This is a genomic window from Gilvimarinus gilvus (genome assembly GCF_030518155.1).
Taxonomy (GTDB): Bacteria; Pseudomonadota; Gammaproteobacteria; order Pseudomonadales; family Cellvibrionaceae; genus Gilvimarinus; species Gilvimarinus gilvus.
Genome location: NZ_JAULRU010000731.1, coordinates 180699 through 200029, shown reverse-complemented (window position 1 = coordinate 200029; position 19331 = coordinate 180699). Strand labels below are relative to the sequence as shown.

The window sequence follows — 19331 nt, the reverse complement described above, 5'->3', positions numbered from 1 at the left end:
GAAGGGCGCGGCCAAAACGTCCATCCGCTGTGTTGCACCTCTTGCCAAGGACTATGGCCATTGCCTGCGAAGCGCGCCTTGCCGAGTGAACGTTTTGACTCGCGCAGAGACCACTGGAGACTTGATCAGAGGCTCCCTAAAGTTCTATAAATGCCCTAAAGACTTGTAAGCAAACAATAACGAAATGGGAAAGGAAATAACCATGTCAAAACTGAGTTTAATCAGCCTTGCAGTTGCCGCACTTCAATTATCTGCAACCGCGCACAGTATCGAGTGGCCCAACGGTGAAAAGGCGGCGGTAAGCCTTTCCTACGACGATGCTCTCAGCAGCCAACTTGACAATGCGATCCCATCGCTCAACAAATATAACTTAAAGGGCTCATTTTATTTAATGATGGCTTCCCCTGTTGTGGGCGATCGGGTTGACGAATGGCGAGAGGCGGCGAAACAAGGCCACGAGCTGGGTAATCACACGATTTATCACGCGTGCAGCAAATCGCAACCAGGAACTGACTGGGTGGCGCCCTACAACGACATAGACCAACGTACCGTCGAACAGATGCGCGATGAAATTACAGTGGCCAGTGCTTTTTTAAAAGCTATAGACGGTAAAAACACCCGAACCTTTACACCACCTTGCGGCCACCTGGAGACCAGTAATGGCAACTATGTCGAAACGGTTTCAGACCTGTTTATTGCGATTAAAGGCAGCGAAACGGATTTACCCCAGGGCTTTAGTAAGATCGCACTGCCGGATGGTCAATCGGGACAAGAACTGATTGATTTTGTTAAAAAATCAGCAAAAAACGGAGGGTTGGTGCAAATTATTTTTCACGGCATTGGCGGTGATCATATCGCCGTATCCAGAGAGGCCCATGAATCCTTGTTAGAATTTCTGCACGAAAATCGCGAAACTTATTGGACCGATACTTACCTCAACATTATGACTCACCTCCGTCAGCAGTAATTGCCATAGCCTACATACCTCAACACAATACAACATTTACCATCTGATAAATTGCGCAGGATTTATCAGATGGCTTATGAGTAGTCTTGCTGGCAGGAGGACGATGCATGAAAAAGACAATTACCCTGGCAAGCTACCGTGAACGAGTGATGCGTGTTGTCGATTATTTATGGCACCACCTGGAAGATGATCTTGACGCAAATCAACTGTCGGAGATCGCCTGTTTTTCCAGCTATCACTTTCAACGAATCTACCGGGAGATGATGCACGAAACATTGCGTCAGACGTTAAAACGTCTTCGTCTGCATCGCGCCGCCTGCACACTAAGCCGGGACTCGACGCCCATCGCCGACATTGCCCAGCAGACCGGCTACGGCAGTGCAGAAGCCTTTACTCGTGCGTTTACAGCGTATTATGGGCAAACCCCTTCGCGATTTCGCACCCAAAGATTCTCACCCGATGCTCCGGCCCTCTCTCTACCACCTTTATTAAAGGACTACCCGATGAGCTATAACGTATCTATTGAAACGGTTGATGTTTTATCCATGGGAGGCATGCATCACAAAGGCGATTATCTCGCTATTGGCAGCACCTTTGATCAACTCTTCGCCCTTGCCCAAAGTCATAATCTAGTCGACTCTAATACCCGCAGCTTCGGTGTGTATTTTGATGATCCCGGTGCTACTGAAATGCGAGAACTGCGGTCTATGGCCTGTATTACGCTATCGACAGCGGCAGCCGAGCATGGCTTAACGGCAATAGAAATTGGCGGAGGTGAGCACGCGGTATTGACGTACACCGGCCCTTATTCTGATTTGGAATCTGTATATGCGTGGTTTTACGGCAGTTGGCTGCCAAATTCAGGGCGCGAGGCTCGCGAAGCGCCACCGGCAGAAGAGTATATTAATGACCCGCACGATACACCTCCGGCAGAGCTTATTACCAAGATTTATTTGCCCTTAAAATAATACCTGCGCCGAGCTGAAAGCCATTGTCCGGCGTAAGCGCCGGACAATGCTTCACTATCATATAGCAGGTAGAAATCACGCTTTCTCGACGGCAGCGGCAGCGGCGCTCTTGCCACCCCAGCTCGTCATTTTATGACCTTTCAATGCATAAAACAGAATATACAAATACGCTGGAATGGACACGGCATAGGCCAGCTGGCCGTCACCGCTATCGGCGAAATGGCCGTAAACAGGCGGCAAGACTGCGCCACCGGCAATACCCATAATCAGCAGTGCGGCACCTTTGGAGGTATAGCGCCCCAGGTTGCTCAAAGCCAGCGGCCAAATCGCAGGCCAGCACATAGCGTTCGCAAAACCGAGCAGCGCAACAAAGTAAACCGCATTGGGAATTTCTGGCATGCCAAATAAGCCCAGCGTTGCAGCCGACATAACGTTACTTTGCAGCGATCCGGTCATGACACAAATAGTGAAAATCACACCGAGTATGGCGGAGCCCATCAGTGCCGTTTGCTGGCTAATAAAGCGGGGAATTAACACCACCCCCAAAGCATAACCTATCACCATAAAGATCATGGTGTAGGAGGTGAGCATAGAACTCATGGAGCTGTCGAGGCCCGCCTGTTTACCCAACAGGCCAATGGCGTCACCGGCAATCACCTCCACACCGACGTAACAGAACAATGCCAGAGCCCCCAAAACCAGATGAGGAAACTGGAAAACCCCAGAAAGGCGAATGTTACCGTCTTCTTGCCCTTCGAGCGCTTCGTCTTCTATGTCAGGGATGGGGGCGAAGATCATGGCCACACCCAGCACCGCCAACGCAATGGCCATGCCGATATAAGGACTTACCAACTGGCCGGCCAACTCGTTCAACTTAGCGTCACGCATGACTTCTGGCAGCGCCGCCAGCTCGGCTTCTGATACACCGGTAATCCCTGACAAAACCAGTGCCGTGAACACGACTGGCGCAACCACGCCGGCGCCTTTGTTCAATAAACCCATAATGCAGATGCGCACCGCGGCCGATTCCGGCGGACCCAATTTCACAACGTACGGGTTCGAGGCGGTTTGTAGAATCGTCAGACCAGACCCCACCACAAACTGAGCGAGCAAAAAGATGCTGAAATCTCGACCATAGGCTGCGGGGATAAAAATCAATGCACCTACGGCCACAATAAATAGCCCCAGAGCCATACCATTTTTATAGCCGGTGCGCTCAATGATGTAAGCCATTGGCAGCGCCATAATCGTATAGGCGGCATAGAAAGCCGATGCTACCAGCATCGCCTCGAAAGCAGTCAAATCGCAAATGGTTTGCAGAAACGGAATCAGTGCTCCGTTCAGCCAGGTGACAAACCCAAAGATAAAAAACAAGCCGGCGATAATCGCCATAGGAATGACCACACTTCCCGTGGCCTGTGTCGATTTTTGATCAGTCATAACCTTTACCCATTCCAGCGCCGCGAGGCCTATTGTGACCATTAGCAGTCATTATTGTTGTGAAACTAGCACCTCTGGGCCTGACAGACCAATAAATGCCCTATTCGAACCAATAAAGCGACAGTACCCCTTTGAGACAACGTTGTCAATTGTTTCTCTTCAACTATATCAATACCGGTACAGGCGCCACGCCAGCGGCGATTCTTTCCGTTAAACGCCCCGCAATTTACGCTATCGCGCACGCTGCGCGGGCTCGCAGCACGACGAAAAATGCACCTCAGTCACTCAGTGTGCAGAACCAATGGAGAGGCAGGAGCTAAAGCAACGTTGCCCAGAGGCGGAAAGCGCGGCAGGATGCCGCGATTCACAGCTCCGCTGCCCGCAGGGCGAGGGCCAGGAACAAGGTGAATGCCGAAGGCAGAGAGGGCAGCCTGGGCTGAGGCCTCGTCAAGAATCCCAATAGCTCAGCCGCTATTGGGCCCCTTCGGGCTTCGCTGCGCTCGTTGCTGAAGGCGGCGCATTCGGTCGAACCACCATAAAAAGCTGGTTCGATTTCGCCTGCATGAAACCTGCAGATACAAAAAAGGCCCGATCCGAAGACCGAGCCTTTTCATTTATATGGTGCCAGAGGCATAACGAAACTATTTCGATAAGCAGCTGTTTTTATTTGATTTATTTCGATTAGGAAAAACGTGTGCCCCCAAAGTTGCCCCCGCCACCTCCATTCACTCGCCCCAAACTAGCTAAACGGAGGAGTCTTGAAGCGCTTTGCGCAACTCAGCCGCACGCTTTAATTGGGCTTGCTGACGTTCGGTAGCTTTTTCGAGCACATCACCGTATGCGCGCCTCTTCTCGGCCGAAGAGTCGTTTCGGATAAAATCTGAAAATGGCGTACTTTCACGCCGTTTCTGGTCAGGCTTCCCAAAAGCCATCTGTCCCCCTACCCTGACTAATGAATAAACAAGCTCGGCTGACGCGCGAAATCCAATATTCTAGACTTGTTATTGAACTCAACTAACTCAACACCAAGTTCCGCTAGATTACACCTCGCCACTTGATAAGCATCCTGCATATCATCATTACCGCTAGCAGGCGGATCAAGAGGAATCATTAGCTCATCTTGCCGAATACGCTCCCGATCCAGTAACCACTGGACCTTACCGCGCCATTCATCTGCATGCTCAACTAACTTGCTTGGGTCTTTCTGAACATTCAGGGCTAATGGCTTTATAATGCAGTGGTCCCTTTCATTTTGCCATACCAACGGAAACTGAATTTTCCGGTAATCTACTTCGAAGGTAAATTGTTTATAAAACTGCTGGAGCTTATTCCCGAGCAACTGTTTCTTGATGGCATTAACCATCGCCTGCTCACGGCGCTCTTTACCGACGAAATTTCGCCCAACATACCGCTCATACAGCTCTTCAAGCGTTTGCGCTGGGTTTTCCGTCATCAGCACCCGCATTTCAGAGAAGCGAATCAAAGATTCTCGCGGACGAGCAACCTCTTGGCCAAATGCGGCCAAGTCCTTGCCCCATAGGGCTCCAGCAATAGTGCGGATCTCAGCCAGCTCTTCGGCAAACCCTGCCATCGCCTTGGTATAGACCTTTTTATCCAGCTCCGCAAAAAAGCGCGTCACCCGCGGAAAAGAGTTTGGAGCCAGCTTGAAGTCCAAGTAACCCGTCTTGGGGGCGAACGCCAACACCCCAATATTGGCAAACTCTCCAGTTTCCATATAGGGCAAAAAACGTACTATGGCGTACTGACATGCTACTTTCATTTCAGCGCCTCCCAAAACAAATCCTCTTTAAATTCAAGTAGTTGCCGCTTAATATGGGCAACCCAACCGCTCCCGTTAGAATCTGCATCCAGCCACACGGGCGGGAGATTATCGCAGTAGCCATCGAAATTATCCATGGCTTGGTTCATTCTTTGTTTATAGTCTTCATCCATTACCCCCGCAAGCTCCTGCCGCAATCCAGCATTCGCAGATACATGCAGCTTTTTAAATGACTCTAAGTCAAACTTAGTATCAAAGGCCAAATTATGATCAACCACAACGACCATCTCATCTTGTGAGCGAAAAAAGAGGTTAGGATTGCCCCCAATAGGCGTAAAATTCCGGTCGTCGTTTTTTATCCAATAATCAAACACCCTTAGATCTCGCAATACCTGATGATGTATTTTTGAAATTATTTCTCTATTTACCTCTTGAGTCTGAGCAATAAACATTGACCCAAAAACTGGCCCTCCGCCCAAATGACGCTCCCAGTTACTATCAATCTCTACCAGCTCATATGACAGATCAAGAATTTTGCACTCAGGTATTGGCAAGCCGAAATCCTGGCCTAGTTTCGCGCATAAGTACTCGGAAATCATTCCGCGCGAAGTAGCCGACCTCCCTTTAACGACATACTGTCTCTTATCTTCAGCAACACACAGGTATGGATTGGCCTTTCCCTGCTCAAGCTTCCTGAGAATTTCAGTTATTTCCATACCTGACTCCAATTGAAGAAAGACAGCTTTACTCCGCCGGCCAAAATACACGTATCAATGGCAGCAGCGCCCGGCCTTCTAGATCAAAATTCTCATAGTGAGCAACAATGAGGTCTGAAAGGTCGTCCATATCTACCAGCGTAAGCGGGAATGTACAGCGGTCGGCTTCGTAGCGGGCTTCTTTGGTAAAACCCCCAGAGCTGATAAACAAACCAGAGTCGCCTTCACGTAGAGTGCCTATAAAGCCGCGTATGGCCGGTGCGCCCATAGCGCCGTCTCGGTGCTTTACCTCTGCCTTGATGCGCGGCTGGGTGAGCCCAAGGCCGTCTGGTGAGGCTATTACGTCCACACCCCGGTCAGGGCCTTTGGGAGAGACTTTGGCTTTATAGCCCATGGCGCGAAGGATAGCGGCGACCATTTCCTCCATCTCTTCCGGTAGCAAGGAGGCCAGCTTGTCTTTGATCAGCTCGTGACTTTTACCAACCACCTCGTCTTTGAGTATTTCAAAGCTGCCAGATTCCTCCAGGGCTTCTTCTGTTGCCTCTACTTTGCGAGGCTTTCCAGATAACGCTGCCCGCATTTCAGCGATAACATCATCGCTAACGGAGAATAAGGTGAGCGTAGAGCCTAAAGAGTTCTTGGCCGATTGACTGAGAGCATCGCGATCCACCCTCCCTTGCCAGTTTACTACCCGCAAATTAGGGTACTCGCCAACCTCTCCGGGCTTATACAAGTACTGGCCTTGATCTTCTCCAATCAGGTACTGGCGTGTTTCAGTATCGTAACTAACAATGGTATCGCCTTTCTGGATGGTGTCTCGAAACTTAATCATCATAGCCACTGCATTGGCCATCGCCTGAGGCTTAGCCTGGGAGATCTTTTCCAGATAGGCAGCCTTAATTTCCTCCACACCTTGGTACTGATTTAAATCCCCCAGTCGAGCCGCACCAAAAGCAGCATAGCTTTTGGTTTCGAAGTCCTCTATATACGTACCGCCACGGCCGGCACGGATCATCCAGTTGTTAGGCATATTTCTTCCTTATTGCCGTCTAAGTCAGTTTTTCTTGGGCCACAGAAAACCACCAAAATAAATAAACTCTTGACTCCGGTTATCATATAATCTTATCGCACAAACAATCTAACTTAGGCCGTATTAGTTCTGCAGTAGTCGATCAATTATGTGGAGCCAAACGGTAAAATTCTCTTTAGCTTCTAGCCAATCCTAGATTCAATACCAAAACATCTATATAAGTAACAGCCCTAAAATATCGTCAACTTTATAATGCTGCCCACTTTCATACCAAATAGGCTTAATGTTGCAATCTGTCATAAGTGTAGCCAACTGATCTTGACCTTCTCCATCTTCAGGACGCTCAATAATCGCAAAGTGATCAGCAACTTTCTGCGAACCTTCCTCCTCAACAAGCCTCTTAAATGTAGCAATTGTTCTATCCACACTAAGACTACAGCCTAGAAATAAAAATGACTGACTTTGATAAAGCAGGGAGAGAAGAACAGGGAGGGGAAAGCTCATATCAACCACCTCAGTCTCCCCATAAGCAGAGCAGTACTCTCTTTTAGTGAAAACACGATATGCGGGATCATCAATATTTCCATGTAGCTTCAACAAGTATCGATCACCGCGTGTTATTGCCTTAAGGAAGTTATACGGGTTATTCAACCCTGTAACTTTTTCAGTGAAAGACGCGCCCTGCCGAGAGAAACAATCTTCAATAACACGATCAAAATTTGTAGTAATAACACAGCCATCAAACAGCTCCGGGAGAACCCAAGAAAATGACCCCTCTGGATCAGCATGAGAAAAGTCCTGTTCGAAATAGAACTCAAAGTCACGCCCCCTAGGTTGGGACTGTACTTTTTCAAGCAAATCCTCATAAAGAAACTCGGACAGGTGTTTTTCGACTTCGGCCTCATCAACTCCCAGCTCTATAGCCTTCGACCTAAGATACCCAACCCAACTTGAACAACCAGCACTGATCGACGATCCGGCCCCAACAAATGGAGTTATTCTTTTTGCCTTCTGAGCTCTTTGTAGCTCCTCAAAATTTCGAAGATTTCTAGGAAATTCCTCTGTGCTTAAGACCTCACTTAAACGCGAATCACGTAATTTTCTACACTCTTCATCATACAGAAGAGGATCACCGTGGAATAGCGCCAAGCTTGGCTTTGACAGAGGTACGGGATCTTCATTAGGTTTTTGAAAAAATACAGAGTATTCAATATCTCCATCATCAATAGAGCGGTTCTCAATTTCAAATCCATGATATTTTTCAGCATCTCGCAACAGAGGAGAAACTGCCTTCTTTAGCGATATAATGTCAGCCATCTCACACCCTTATTCTCTAATTCAGCACCTGACGAACCAGAGCATCAGTCAGGTGATTTCTGGTTTGTACAGAATTTTCCACAAGTTCTTTAAGTTGGTCACAGACAGAAGTTAGTTCTTCGACTTTGGCGACAATGCGTTTCTGCTCATCCTTCGGAGGAATTGCAACAAACTGTAGCCACAAGGTATTCGACACCAACTTGCACGTACCATGCGACGAGCGCTCAACCAAGCTAACCAATTCATTTTTAATGCCCTTCACCATCAAAAGCATAAAGTCCTTATCTAATTCGGAAAACACTAGAGCTTTCATGTCCTGATTGATAACTACGGGAACTTCCGTTATAGCAACTGGAAATGAGTGAGCCAAGATCATCCCCCTAACTACCATTAGCAAACTCCCAACAGGAATGAGTTTTACGGTAGAGTCCTCAATCGCAAGCTCAGTGATTGAATCTTGAGCGGAGATGATTTTATCTACTTTCATATCTTTAGGTGACACCCAAGGAATAGTGCCATTCCAATAGTCACCATTTGACTTTGTAGGGGTCCCCCCCCCCAAGTCATATCCAAGCATTCCAAACCGGCACCATTCCCATCCCTCCGGCAGTTCAAACGGTTTTTCTTCATCGGTAATGGGCGGTAGGGGCTTTTGTTTTTTGATTTTTTTATCTTTTACCAGCTGCTCTTTTTCGGCGAAGATGCGTTTTAGCAGTTCGCTGGCGGGTTCGTCGGTTGGGTCTTGGGGCACAAGTTTTCCCATGACGGCCAGTTGCAGGATGGTTTGTTTGAGTTTGTCGATGGCGCGGAGGCCGGCGATGGTGCTGGGGAAGAGAATATCCCAGTTTTGCTCCAATCTTGCCCAGTTTCCCATTAGCTCGGTGTGGCTTTGGGCCTGGGTGAGTGCATCCAGCAGAGTGTCGGCCAGGGTGGCGTGGGCATCCAAGCTTTGTTCGGTTTGGTTTTCCAGCTGGTCGCAGAGGGCCATCAGCTCATCGACTTTGGCGACTATGCGGTGTTGTTCCTGTTCAGGCGGGATAGCAACGGGTATTTGCTCCCACTTGCCTTTATTTAAAATTGCTAAGGTCGTGCTGGAAGATCCGCTCCATGCCTCACTTTGAAACGATTCAGACTGTAAGTACCTTCTCAAGTAAGGACCAATTTCAAGATATGGCGTAATTGAGTTTATTTGTTGATTAAAAGATACTTGACGGTCAACGAGCGCACACTTACCAATAGAACCAATACAAACCATTAACACTGAGCCAGCTGGTGCAAGCCTTCCGAGGGCTAGCGCACCTTCAGATGACAGGCCGTCTGAATCATAAGATGTGATCTCTCCATCTAAAATGTCACCAGGTTTTATAAAAGGGCAATCGTTACCATAGTAATGGCTGTCAGCTTTCTTTGGTGTTCCTCCTGTCTGGGTGTATCCAACTACCCCAAGCCGACACCAAATCCACCCTACCGGAAGGTCATAAGGAAGATCAGCATAAATACCCAACTCAGTAAGATTTTTTTGCTTTTTAATTATGCCGCGTTTTACGAGTTGAAGCTTTTTCACCTCAACACGGCTTAGAAGTTCACTCGCAGGCTCATCATTCGGATCTTGCGGCACCAGCTTGCCCCGCACTGCCAACTCCAAGATCAGCTCACGCAGTTTTTTAACACCGTACAGCTCGATTTTTTTATTACTACCGCGCCCGGTGGTATTTCTGGCGGTGATGGCGCTACTCCATAAATCCAGATGCTCTGTAATCAGAGTTTGGGCGTTATTGCTTTCTGAGCGGCTCATACCTTGGTTGCCCCTGTGCTGTTTGCACCGGTAAGGGCATCACCGAGGATGGTTTTTAGCTGGTCGCGCAGGGCTTTTATGTCTTTCTGCTGATCAGCGTATTGGGCCAGCAGTTCGTCTGGGTTGTGTACGATTTGCTCTTCGATGTGGGGGTTTTTAATGTCGAGGTTGTAATTGCGCTGTTTGATCTCGTCGAGGCCGACTTTCCAGGCCCAGCGGTTTTCCTCGCGGTTTTTAAAGCCGTCTTCGCGCTTGCCCCACCATGCGCGACACTCGGCGAAATGCTCGAGTTGCATGGGTTTGGTTTTGTTAAAGGCTTTAACGCCCTCGGGCAGGGGCACTTCGTAGTACCAGACGTGCTCGGTGGGCGTGCCTTTATCAAAAAACAGGATGTTTGTTTTGATGCTGGTGTAGGGGGCGAATACCGAGTTGGGTAGGCGCACTACGGTGTGCAGGTTGCACTCTTTGAGCAGTTGCTCTTTGATTTTAGTTTTGACGCCCTCGCCAAACAGGGTGCCGTCGGGCAGTACCACGGCGGCGCGGCCGCCTTCTTTGAGCACCTCGATAATCAGTTGCAGAAACAAATCGGCCGTTTCGCGGGTTTGCATCTCGGCGGGAAAGTTTTTCTCGATGCCGTCTTCTTCCATGCCGCCAAAGGGCGGGTTGGTGATAACCACGTCTTTATCGGCATCCCAGTTAGACAGGGGCTGATTGAGAGTGTTGGCGTGGCGAATATTGGATGGCACCTCGATGCCGTGCAGCAGCATATTGGTGGTGCACAACAGGTGCGGTAATTGCTTTTTCTCTACCCCTGCGATTTGGCTTTGCAGGGTTTGGTAGTCCTGCGTAGTTTTTTGGTAGTGGGTGCGAATATGGTCGGTAGCGCAGGCCAAGAAGCCGCCGGTACCACAGGCTGGGTCAAATACCGCCTCGCCCAGTTGCGGGTCGATCATTTCGACAATAAAACGGGTGACGGCGCGGGGGGTGTAAAACTCACCGGCGTTGCCAGCGCTTTGTAGGTCTTTAAGGATTTGCTCGTAAATATCGCCAAATAGGTGGCGCTCGTTAGAGTTGGTAAAGTCGACCTCGTTGAGCTTGTTAATCACCTGGCGCAAGAGGGTGCCGTTCTTCATGTAGTTGTAGGCATCGCTAAAGGCCTCGCGCACTATAAATCCACGTGGGTTGGTTTGGATATTAGCCGAGTAGTTTTTAAGGGTTGGGAATAAATCGTCGTTAACGAACTCTAACAACCGATCCCCAGTGATACCCTGCTCGTCGGCGGCCCACTCGCGCCAGAGGTATTTGGCGGGGATGGGTTCGCGGTAGTCGTCTTGCTCTAGCTCTAGCTGTTCTTCTTGGGCGTCGAAGATTTTTAAAAACAGCAGCCAACTCAGCTGGCCCAGGCGCTGGGCGTCGCCGTCAACGCCTGCGTCTTTGCGCATAATGTCTTGAATGGATTTGATGACGGTACTGATGGACATAGGTTTCTCTTACTTATAGGTCGCGCCCGCCCAAAGGCGAGCGCCAGAGTTAGCGTTATCGGTTATGCGGATTTGTCGGTTTCTTGATAGAGCTGGCGCTCTAAATCCGCCACGGCTTCTTGGTATTTGGGTTTACCGCCAAAGGCCTGTTTGACGATCTCGAGCGGCGAGCCGTATTGGCTGATGGGCTGCACCTTAAGTACGTTCATGCTTTCGATTTCGGGGATGCCGGCATCGGCGTATTTATCCAGCAGGGCCTCTAGCACGGAACGGGCGGTGCCGGAGTATTTACCAAAGTAGTTGCGCTTTTTGACGTTGTTGGCCCGCTCTTGCCGGGTTAGGGGCGGCTGGTCGAAGGCGACGTGGCAGATAAGGTCAAAGGCGTCCAGGTCGCGGCCTACGTCGTCGCGCAGGGCCTCCCAGATTACGCCCTGCTCGGCCAGCTCATCCATTACCGCTTGCTTGCGGTCGGCGGCGTTCCACTTATTGATAAATTCATCCAGCGAGGCAAACTGCTGCTGCACAGCTTTGCGGGTGTAGTCTTTAAAGGATTCGGTTACCAGCTTGCCGTCGGCATCGTAATATTGCACGCGCTCGTCCAGCTTTTTAACGGTGACGCCGGAGACGTGGTATTTGATGTACTCGTTGTCTTCGCCGCCCTCAATGGGGCCACCTTCAAAAGGCTGGTCGCCGCCGTATTCGGGCCATTCGTCTTCATTGATTTCGCCGCTGTTCTCGGTATCGCCCTCCGGATAATCATCCTCATTGAGGTTGGTTGGGTCGTTCAGGGCCTCTTCAATCTCGGTGTTATCCGGGTCATTAATTTCGCTGGGCTTAGTGACCAGTATTTTCTCGGGTACGCCGTCAAAACGCTCGTCAGCAAACAGCTCAGTGGCTTTTTTAAAGTCGAGAATGGTAAACCAGAGCTTGTTGTAGCGGTCGTCAATGCGGGTGCCACGGCCGATGATTTGCTTGAACTTGGTCATGGACTGAATGTTTTGATCCAGCACCACCAACTTGCAGGTTTTGGCGTCTACCCCGGTGGTCATTAGCTCGGAGGTGGTGGCAATAACCGGGTAGGCTTTTTTGGGGTTAATAAAGTTATCCAGCTGGGCTTTGCCGATGGCATCGTCGCCCGTGATCTTCATCACGTATTTATCGTCTTTGGCCACTTGTTCGGGATTTAGGTTAACCAGGGCCCGGCGCATACGTTCGGCGTGGTCAATGTCGTTACAGAAAACAATGGTTTTAGCCATTGGATCAGTGCGCTTGAGGTAGTTGGTAATGGTTTCAGCTACCAGCTGGGTGCGCTCTTCAATAACCATGGTGCGGTCAAAATCTTTCTGGTTGTAGATGCGGTCTTTAATCACCTCGCCTTGTAGGTCTGTTTGGCCTTTAGTGGGGCGCCAGCCTTCTACGTCGATGTCTATATCTACGCGCACGACTTTGTAGGGGGCGAGAAAGCCATCCTCGATTCCTTCTTTGAGTGAATAGGTATACACAGGCTCGCCAAAATAATCGGTGTTAGAAACTTCTTCGGTTTCTTTGGGTGTGGCCGTTAAACCAACTTGAGCGGCCCCTTTAAAGTACTCCAGAATCTCGCGCCAGGCACTGTCTTCGGCGGCAGAGCCACGGTGGCACTCGTCAATCACAATTAAATCAAAAAAGTCAGGGTCGACTTGCTTGTAGGCTTTTTGGCTTTCGTCGGGGCCAGTCAGGGCTTGGTACAAAGCCAAGTGGATTTCAAAAGCTGGGTCTACCGTGCGCTTGGTGACCTTGGTCATGGCTTCGCCGAAGGGCTGAAAATCGTTAATGCGAGTTTGATCTACCAGCACGTTGCGATCGGCGAGGAACAAAATGCGCTTTTTCTGCCGGGCCTTCCACAGCCGCCAGATAATTTGAAAGGCGGTGTAGGTTTTGCCGGTACCTGTGGCCATAACCAGCAATACGCGATCTTGCCCGCTACTGATTGCCTCAATGGTTTTGTTAATGGCCTGTAATTGGTAATAGCGTGGAGTTTTGCCGCTGCCATCGTCATGGTAGGGCTGCTGAATAATAGGCAGCTGAGCGTCGGTATAACCCTTGTAGGCGCAGAACTTTTGCCAGAGGGTCTCAGGGGTTGGGAAGTCGTGGAGGCTGATTTCGGTCTCAAGCGCGGCGGGGTTGGTTTTATCGTGGAAGATAAAGCCATCGCCATTGCTGGCAAACACAAAGGGCACGTCCAGCAGCCGGGCGTAATCCAGCCCCTGCTGCATGCCCTTGCCTACCTCATGCTTATTGGCCTTGGCCTCAATCACCGCCAGGGGCAGGTTGGGCTTGTAATCCAGCACAATATCGGCCGATTTAACGGTTTTGCGCATACCCATTTGGCCACGCACAATCACCTTGCCATCGCGCAGCTTCACCTCTTGGCGGACTTGCGCCATTTTGTCCCACCCCGCGCCTTCCACTGCAGGCAGAATGTACTTGGTGATGATGTCCGTTTCGCTGAGCTTCTTTTTATCCATACCGAGCCTGCTGGGGTTGGGCGAGTGCCTTTATGTGCTACCTATTGTGTCGTTTGGCACATAATATACCAGTTAAAGCCAGTGACGTCTGGTTAAGGCCTGTGAAGTACAGGGAGTGCGAGATTGAGGCTGCAAAATGTCCGGATTTGTCTTGTTTTTGGTATGCGATAAAAGTTTCGGATATGTCCGGATTTATCCTGTTTTTGGTGTGTATCAAAAATTCGCTTCTGTTCGAGATTCTTAGACCTGACCGCATGGAGCTTTGCTGGCTAGGCTTTGCTGTGGCTGGAGCCTACCGCGTAGGGTTCGGGTATTTTGAATGCTTATAAAGGCACTTACCCAAGGTTTACCCAATAGCGATTAACAACCAGTGCGCTGCTGAATGACTAAGGTTTGGCTAAGGGTAAAACACGCATTTACTGGCCTTTTTCCGCGCTCAAAATACCGATTTTTCCGCGTAGCTGGGTGCGCTCTTTCTCTGGCACCACGTTTAGACAGGTAAACCTGAAAGCTTGATTAGCCGGTTGTCAGCACCTGAAAACATGGGCTTTCATGGTATTCACCCTTGTATACCAATTGCATAATACGAGAGGTTGCATTCGCCCTGTGGACGCTATACTCGCACCTTTTCGCACCCACTCCAGAGCAAGGGTTGCCCCTGCCGATCTTAGTGCTAACTATGGCGGGGGTAACTTAATGAGATGAGCATGCTGGCCCCAGGATATTAAGCAACAGAATCGGGGGGCAAGCCAGCATACCAATCATAGTCAGCAGGAATAGGAGTTCCTCGGTCTAATGCCTCCTGAGCAGTTTTAGCCAAGATCTCACCGTGTATGCACATAGGCACGAGCATTGGTATGCCGAAGCGCTCCGTGTACCGATTTAAAACCTCATCTATTTCTTTTTGAGTTCTTTCACCCACAGTGATGTCTCCGACTGATTTATGCTATGAATCGCGAGCTTACCCTAAGGCTGAGCTACTACGCTTGATTCCAGAACTTCCTGCAAAGCAGTTAAACCCTTGAGAGCCCCGAAAGCAAGGCCCGCATGAGGTCGTGAAATTCGATGATCTTGCGGATTGATACGTACAATGGGTACTTCCAGGGTTGCCGCGAACCGCCTGACACTGGGAATGTTCACCCCAGCACCCAGCTCAATAACGATTGGATTACTTACTATCGCTGACCAGCGCTCAAAGGCTTCGTGCTTCTGCTCTGCCCGTTCGTGTATTGCGCCCCAGTCGTTAAACATCAGCACATTAGGCCTAGCCAGCTCATCACACTTAGGGCAAAGCGGCGGTTGCTTCGGGTCAATTGCATCAGGCATAGGCCACAAGTGGTTACCGCACGGCTCGGTGCACTGCAGATAAGCTAGAGAACCATGGCATTCGAGTACTCGTGAATCTGCAAACCCTGCCTTTTGAAAGTGCCCGTCTACATTACTGGTATAAACAAAGCCGCCACCGGGCTTTTCATCACACCAACGCTTGAGAATGCCAAAGCCAAGATGAGGCTGTGCAGACCGGTAGAGATTAATACGGTGAGCGTAAAACTCCCAGGCTAGCTCTGGATGCTCTAAAAAAGCGGAAGGGTTGGCGATCTCCGCAAAGCGTACACCCTGGGCGGCGAGTCTCGGGTAAGCCTTCCAGAAGCCGCTATTGCCACGAAAATCGGGTAGGCCAGAATCCACCCCCATGCCCGCACCGGCGCAAATGACTAGGCTGTCGGCGCTGTGGATGAGACTGGCAGCTTGGGATAAAGCTTCGGGCATAATGGTAGGCTCTGGCCAAATGTGTTTTAGCGATTTAAACATGAAACCCGATATTCTCGAAGCGCTGTAAAATGTTACGATTTGTTGCCTTTTCATTTTTTGGTTAAGGGTGTAACGGAGTTATAATCAGCCAACCATTCATCGACGGATTGCTCTTGTATACGCTTTGTCTCTGCCTGGGCATCACTCTCCCCTTGTACCTCGCTCCCTTGTAACCTTTTACCTCGGTTATTTTCCCCCTCGGTCGTAACCGACTGCATCCCTTGCCGCACCTGGCTTTGGGGAATTGGAAGTTTCTGAGAAAGTTTCTGAATAGTGTCCGTATTGTTTCCAGTAAATTCCCGAACTGTACTCCCCAAAACGGCTTCCTCTACCTCTTCAGGTTCAATGTTTAGAACTCTGAAGCTTTTGTTATCCAGCTTCTCTCGCTTAAGCACCTCGCCTTCGAAATATAAGGACTTTAAGCGAAACATAGACTTATGGTACAGAGAGTCTCGCTTCGGCTCAGGTAAACCAGCACTTTGCCAAAACCGATAGAACTGGCTTAAACGCCCCACCCAAAACTTATTGCCATCATAAAGAGCACCAGCTGGAGCGTTTTTACTTGTATTCTTTCGCTTCAAGTTCACATTAAAAATTACATGCCTGGACTCAAAGCTGAGTAAGTCGAGCAACTGAAAATTAACCCCTGGGGCTCGCCCGCCGTAAAATATACCCGTCGAGAAGTCGAGATATTTAAGTGGCTGACGTCCCAGAAGGCGGCCTAGCTCAGAGACAATCAAGTCACTATTCTCTCGCAGCCAAATCTTTTGCTTCTCCTCAGTCGGCAAAGGAGTAAGAGTTACTCCCCCATTACCTACAGAGATACGGCGACCTTTCTCCAGCAACTTTCGAACTATATGCGTGTTGGTAGCCACTTCAAGTCACCTAACGGCAAACCAATCGTTCACAGATACGAATACAAAGGGCCAGATAGGCCCCATATAAACAGCAACCATACAGAAATTGACCTTCAAACAAATACTAGTGAGCAATAGCTTGAACGCAGAAAGCGCTAGCTCAATACGACATTTAAAGGAATGAGCAATTTTCATAACTCCACCTCTTCGTAGCGCTGCAGAATTAACCCAAGATCGTCATGAGAAGGATAACCAGGCTCAGCCATCCGGCAGTCGATTTTCATCCTGGCTTCGTGCTCGTCTTCGGCGTCAACCAAGATTGGAGTTCGAACAATTAGCTGGTGCTCGAATAGGAAGCGCTTCATTGTTCCATCTCCCCGTTGGCCAACTGATCCACAAGATCGTGAATATCCTGTGCTCGCCAAACCGTTGTACGGGGGCCGATTTTTATCGAGGGAGGGTATTTGCCGGATTTAACACCAGCCCACCAGGTGGACTTTCCGACAGGGATTAGCTCTAGGATTTGGGGAAGGCGCATGAGACCTTGCGATTTACGTGCGCCACAGCTTGAGTTGGTAGACATATCTGCTCCTGTAAAGATTTCACTAAACTTACAGAGAGCATTCTTTCGAATACCTTTGGACAATAGGACTAGGGGCTTTTGTCCTTTTCCTCGAGAACAGAAGAAAGGGCATGCACGAGATAGTTGTCTCTACTGCGGTTTCTCACGCTTTCCTTGTGGGCACATAAATAACGTTTTGCAGTCTTAAGCGATACACCAGCCTCGCGAGCAGCCAACCGCAAAGCTTCTGATGAATATCGCCGTCTTGCTTCGTCATACTCTTTGAAAGTACGAGAGTAATCGCTTAGTTGCTCATCGGGTAGATAATCACCGACGGCTTCTACTAAGAGCTCGCACTCCTGCCACTCCTTCTCCGTCAGCGCGCACAACTCTTCCTCATACATTTCCCAAAATATCTCACTAGAAAACAAAGGCCGCTTATTGCGAGCTTTAATATTGAGCCCAAAGGCTAGAGTTGCTGCAACTGTATTGGTAATGACTTCATCTGCTAAGCCCTTGTTTTCTTCCAGCTCAGCTCTACCCTCAACAACCGTAGCCTTCAACGCAGTGGACATGTAGGCGGCAAGCTTCTTGGGCAAAGGGAGTCCAGCATCTAAATAATTTGCAATTATTTGAAGCAAATCGAGCGTAGACGAGAACGAGGCTGACGATTCGGCAACCAAGTAGTCATACGATGTATCGTCAAATATTAGCTTTCGACTTTCGGCTTCGTCGACCACATTTCGCTCTCCATTAATTTCCCTAATCGAGGAAGAACGAATAGAGAGAATCGAATATCCTTTTGGAAGCTCATTTTCGTAGATAAATCGTTTAGTCATCACACCCTCTCGAGCCGCGTAACGTATCCAAATAATCCGCCCAAGCCTGCATCATCTCTTTACGCTGAGGCAGATGCTTGGTCCGGTTATAAGCACGCCCCAAGGAGTCACGTACTTTGTGAGCCAGCTGCTGTTCAATCCATTCAACACGAAACCCCAGGACTTCATCCATAATGGTACGAGCCGATGCTCTAAAACCATGGGCGCAGTGCTGTGTTTGGGTGTCAACTCCCAGTTTGCGCAGGGCCTTGTTAATGGTTGCCGGGGTCGCATGGCTGGTCGGTTTACGTGCATTCGGGAAAGCAAATTCGCGATTGCCAGTTAACGGATGAAGCGCTTCCAATAGCTCGACCGCAATTTCTGGCAAGGGTACATCGTGCGCCTCTTTCATTTTCATCGTGTCGGCCGGCACATGCCATATAGCAGACTCAAAGTCGATTTCGTCCCAGCGCATAGCCGCCATCTCACCCGGGCGCTGAAACAGAAGCGGACAAAGTTTGAGCAAAATCTGTATCGGAAAGGTACCGCTATAAGTATCTATAGCAGCCAACAGGCGACCAAACTCTTCGGGCTCGGTGATGGCCGGGCGATGAACCGCGGGCTTAGTTTGAATGGCACCCGCCAAATCCGTCGCTGGGTTAGAGGTTACCTTGCGAGTTTGCTTGGCATAGCGGAATATTTGGTTGAGTACCTGCCTGGCGTTGTGAGCTGTATCTATCGCCTTTCGGCTTTCAATGCGCTGCAACACCCCCAATAGGTCATGGGTGTCTAAATCGGCAATGGGGCGCTTGCCCAACCAAGGAAGTAAATCGTTATTGATAAGTGCGCGGCGCTTTTTAGCGGTAGACTCGGCCCAGTTGGGTAACTGCTTTGCATACCACTCGTCACTGACGGCTGCAAAGGTGTTCTGCGCATTCGCCTCGCCTTGGGCTTTGGTCGTTTGTCGATACTGGGAGGGGTCAATATCTTCACGCAGCAAGCGACGGGCTTCGTCCCGGGCATTGCGGGCGGCTGCCAAGCTTACCTCGGGGTATACACCGTGGCTGATGCGCTTCTCTTTGCCCTGGAACCGATACTTGTGACGCCAGTACTTGGAACCGTTGGGGCGGACCTCAAGGTACAACCCTTTTTCGTCGGCAATACGATAAGGTTTGTCTTTGGGCTTGGCTTGCCGGAGTTTTGTGTCTGATGTGGCCAAATTTCCCCCTTTTGGGGGCAACTGTTTTGGCGGCTTAATAGTTGCCCCCAGTGTTGCCCCCA

Annotated in this window: 17 protein-coding genes; 2 read left to right on the top strand and 15 right to left on the bottom strand. The window is 49.7% G+C overall.

What is annotated here, in order from left to right; genetic code table 11:
* Positions 1-202 precede the first annotated feature (202 nt).
* Positions 203-967: a polysaccharide deacetylase family protein gene (locus QWI17_RS19140; protein ID WP_302724134.1), complete on the top strand. Its 765-nt coding sequence runs from the start codon at positions 203-205 to the stop codon at positions 965-967.
* 107 nt (positions 968-1074) lie between these two features.
* Positions 1075-1935, top strand: coding sequence for an AraC family transcriptional regulator (locus QWI17_RS19135; RefSeq protein ID WP_302724133.1), 861 nt, complete (start codon positions 1075-1077; stop codon positions 1933-1935).
* A 75-nt stretch (positions 1936-2010) separates the two neighbouring features.
* On the opposite strand, the gene QWI17_RS19130 is transcribed toward QWI17_RS19135, so the two are convergent.
* From QWI17_RS19130 to QWI17_RS19060, 15 genes are all read right to left on the bottom strand, one after another.
* Positions 2011-3375 carry a sugar MFS transporter gene (locus tag QWI17_RS19130; protein ID WP_302724132.1) on the bottom strand — a complete coding sequence of 455 codons (1365 nt, stop codon included), beginning with the start codon at positions 3373-3375 and terminating at the stop codon, positions 2011-2013.
* Between the two features lie 743 nt (positions 3376-4118).
* Complete coding sequence (locus QWI17_RS19125; protein WP_302724131.1) at positions 4119-4307, bottom strand: hypothetical protein; 189 nt, start codon at positions 4305-4307, stop codon at positions 4119-4121.
* 17 nt (positions 4308-4324) lie between these two features.
* Positions 4325-5155: a DUF3037 domain-containing protein gene (locus tag QWI17_RS19120; RefSeq protein ID WP_302724130.1), complete on the bottom strand. Its 831-nt coding sequence runs from the start codon at positions 5153-5155 to the stop codon at positions 4325-4327.
* On the bottom strand, positions 5152-5871 hold the full coding sequence (locus QWI17_RS19115; RefSeq protein WP_302724129.1) for a HipA family kinase: 720 nt from the start codon (positions 5869-5871) through the stop codon (positions 5152-5154). Before QWI17_RS19115 ends, QWI17_RS19120 begins: the two co-directional genes overlap by 4 nt.
* Before the next feature lie 28 nt (positions 5872-5899).
* Positions 5900-6901: a restriction endonuclease gene (locus QWI17_RS19110; RefSeq protein WP_302724128.1), complete on the bottom strand. Its 1002-nt coding sequence runs from the start codon at positions 6899-6901 to the stop codon at positions 5900-5902.
* 213 nt (positions 6902-7114) lie between these two features.
* The gene (locus tag QWI17_RS19105) at positions 7115-8218 is read right to left on the bottom strand and encodes an SIR2 family protein (RefSeq protein WP_302724127.1); all 1104 of its coding nucleotides are present in this window, start codon (positions 8216-8218) and stop codon (positions 7115-7117) included.
* Positions 8219-8234: 16 nt separating this feature from the next.
* On the bottom strand, positions 8235-10013 hold the full coding sequence (locus QWI17_RS19100; protein WP_302724126.1) for a restriction endonuclease subunit S: 1779 nt from the start codon (positions 10011-10013) through the stop codon (positions 8235-8237).
* Positions 10010-11494, bottom strand: a complete 1485-nt coding sequence (locus QWI17_RS19095) for an N-6 DNA methylase (protein ID WP_302724125.1) — start codon at positions 11492-11494, stop codon at positions 10010-10012. The genes QWI17_RS19100 and QWI17_RS19095 overlap by 4 nt, the downstream gene beginning before the upstream one ends.
* Positions 11495-11556: 62 nt before the next feature.
* The gene (hsdR, locus tag QWI17_RS19090) at positions 11557-14001 is read right to left on the bottom strand and encodes an EcoAI/FtnUII family type I restriction enzme subunit R (RefSeq protein ID WP_302724124.1); all 2445 of its coding nucleotides are present in this window, start codon (positions 13999-14001) and stop codon (positions 11557-11559) included.
* A 966-nt stretch (positions 14002-14967) separates the two neighbouring features.
* Complete coding sequence (locus QWI17_RS19085) at positions 14968-15813, bottom strand: SIR2 family NAD-dependent protein deacylase (RefSeq protein WP_302724123.1); 846 nt, start codon at positions 15811-15813, stop codon at positions 14968-14970.
* 50 nt (positions 15814-15863) lie between these two features.
* The gene (locus QWI17_RS19080; RefSeq protein ID WP_302724122.1) at positions 15864-16688 is read right to left on the bottom strand and encodes a hypothetical protein; all 825 of its coding nucleotides are present in this window, start codon (positions 16686-16688) and stop codon (positions 15864-15866) included.
* Between the two features lie 173 nt (positions 16689-16861).
* Positions 16862-17035, bottom strand: coding sequence for a hypothetical protein (locus QWI17_RS19075; protein WP_302724121.1), 174 nt, complete (start codon positions 17033-17035; stop codon positions 16862-16864).
* Entirely contained in the window at positions 17032-17253 is a 222-nt protein-coding gene (locus QWI17_RS19070; RefSeq protein ID WP_302724120.1) for a helix-turn-helix transcriptional regulator, read from the bottom strand. The genes QWI17_RS19075 and QWI17_RS19070 overlap by 4 nt, the downstream gene beginning before the upstream one ends.
* A 68-nt stretch (positions 17254-17321) precedes the next feature.
* Positions 17322-18071 (bottom strand): hypothetical protein, encoded by a 750-nt coding sequence (locus QWI17_RS19065; RefSeq protein WP_302724119.1) that lies wholly within the window; start codon positions 18069-18071, stop codon positions 17322-17324.
* Entirely contained in the window at positions 18064-19269 is a 1206-nt protein-coding gene (locus tag QWI17_RS19060) for a tyrosine-type recombinase/integrase (protein WP_302724118.1), read from the bottom strand. Before QWI17_RS19060 ends, QWI17_RS19065 begins: the two co-directional genes overlap by 8 nt.
* Positions 19270-19331 lie beyond the last annotated feature (62 nt).

What these genes read in the sequence shown, in the direction of transcription:
- QWI17_RS19120 (WP_302724130.1), bottom strand. Translation starts at nt 5,155, where the DNA reads ATGAAAGTAGCATGTCAGTACGCCATAGTACGTTTTTTGCCCTATATG.
- QWI17_RS19065 (WP_302724119.1), bottom strand. Translation starts at nt 18,071, where the DNA reads ATGACTAAACGATTTATCTACGAAAATGAGCTTCCAAAAGGATATTCG.
- QWI17_RS19100 (WP_302724126.1), bottom strand. Translation starts at nt 10,013, where the DNA reads ATGAGCCGCTCAGAAAGCAATAACGCCCAAACTCTGATTACAGAGCAT.
- QWI17_RS19125 (WP_302724131.1), bottom strand. Translation starts at nt 4,307, where the DNA reads ATGGCTTTTGGGAAGCCTGACCAGAAACGGCGTGAAAGTACGCCATTT.
- QWI17_RS19130 (WP_302724132.1), bottom strand. Translation starts at nt 3,375, where the DNA reads ATGACTGATCAAAAATCGACACAGGCCACGGGAAGTGTGGTCATTCCT.
- hsdR (WP_302724124.1), bottom strand. Translation starts at nt 14,001, where the DNA reads ATGGATAAAAAGAAGCTCAGCGAAACGGACATCATCACCAAGTACATT.
- QWI17_RS19140 (WP_302724134.1), top strand. Translation starts at nt 203, where the DNA reads ATGTCAAAACTGAGTTTAATCAGCCTTGCAGTTGCCGCACTTCAATTA.
- QWI17_RS19095 (WP_302724125.1), bottom strand. Translation starts at nt 11,494, where the DNA reads ATGTCCATCAGTACCGTCATCAAATCCATTCAAGACATTATGCGCAAA.
- QWI17_RS19105 (WP_302724127.1), bottom strand. Translation starts at nt 8,218, where the DNA reads ATGGCTGACATTATATCGCTAAAGAAGGCAGTTTCTCCTCTGTTGCGA.
- QWI17_RS19075 (WP_302724121.1), bottom strand. Translation starts at nt 17,035, where the DNA reads ATGAAGCGCTTCCTATTCGAGCACCAGCTAATTGTTCGAACTCCAATC.
- QWI17_RS19070 (WP_302724120.1), bottom strand. Translation starts at nt 17,253, where the DNA reads ATGTCTACCAACTCAAGCTGTGGCGCACGTAAATCGCAAGGTCTCATG.
- QWI17_RS19135 (WP_302724133.1), top strand. Translation starts at nt 1,075, where the DNA reads ATGAAAAAGACAATTACCCTGGCAAGCTACCGTGAACGAGTGATGCGT.
- QWI17_RS19085 (WP_302724123.1), bottom strand. Translation starts at nt 15,813, where the DNA reads ATGTTTAAATCGCTAAAACACATTTGGCCAGAGCCTACCATTATGCCC.
- QWI17_RS19110 (WP_302724128.1), bottom strand. Translation starts at nt 6,901, where the DNA reads ATGCCTAACAACTGGATGATCCGTGCCGGCCGTGGCGGTACGTATATA.
- QWI17_RS19115 (WP_302724129.1), bottom strand. Translation starts at nt 5,871, where the DNA reads ATGGAAATAACTGAAATTCTCAGGAAGCTTGAGCAGGGAAAGGCCAAT.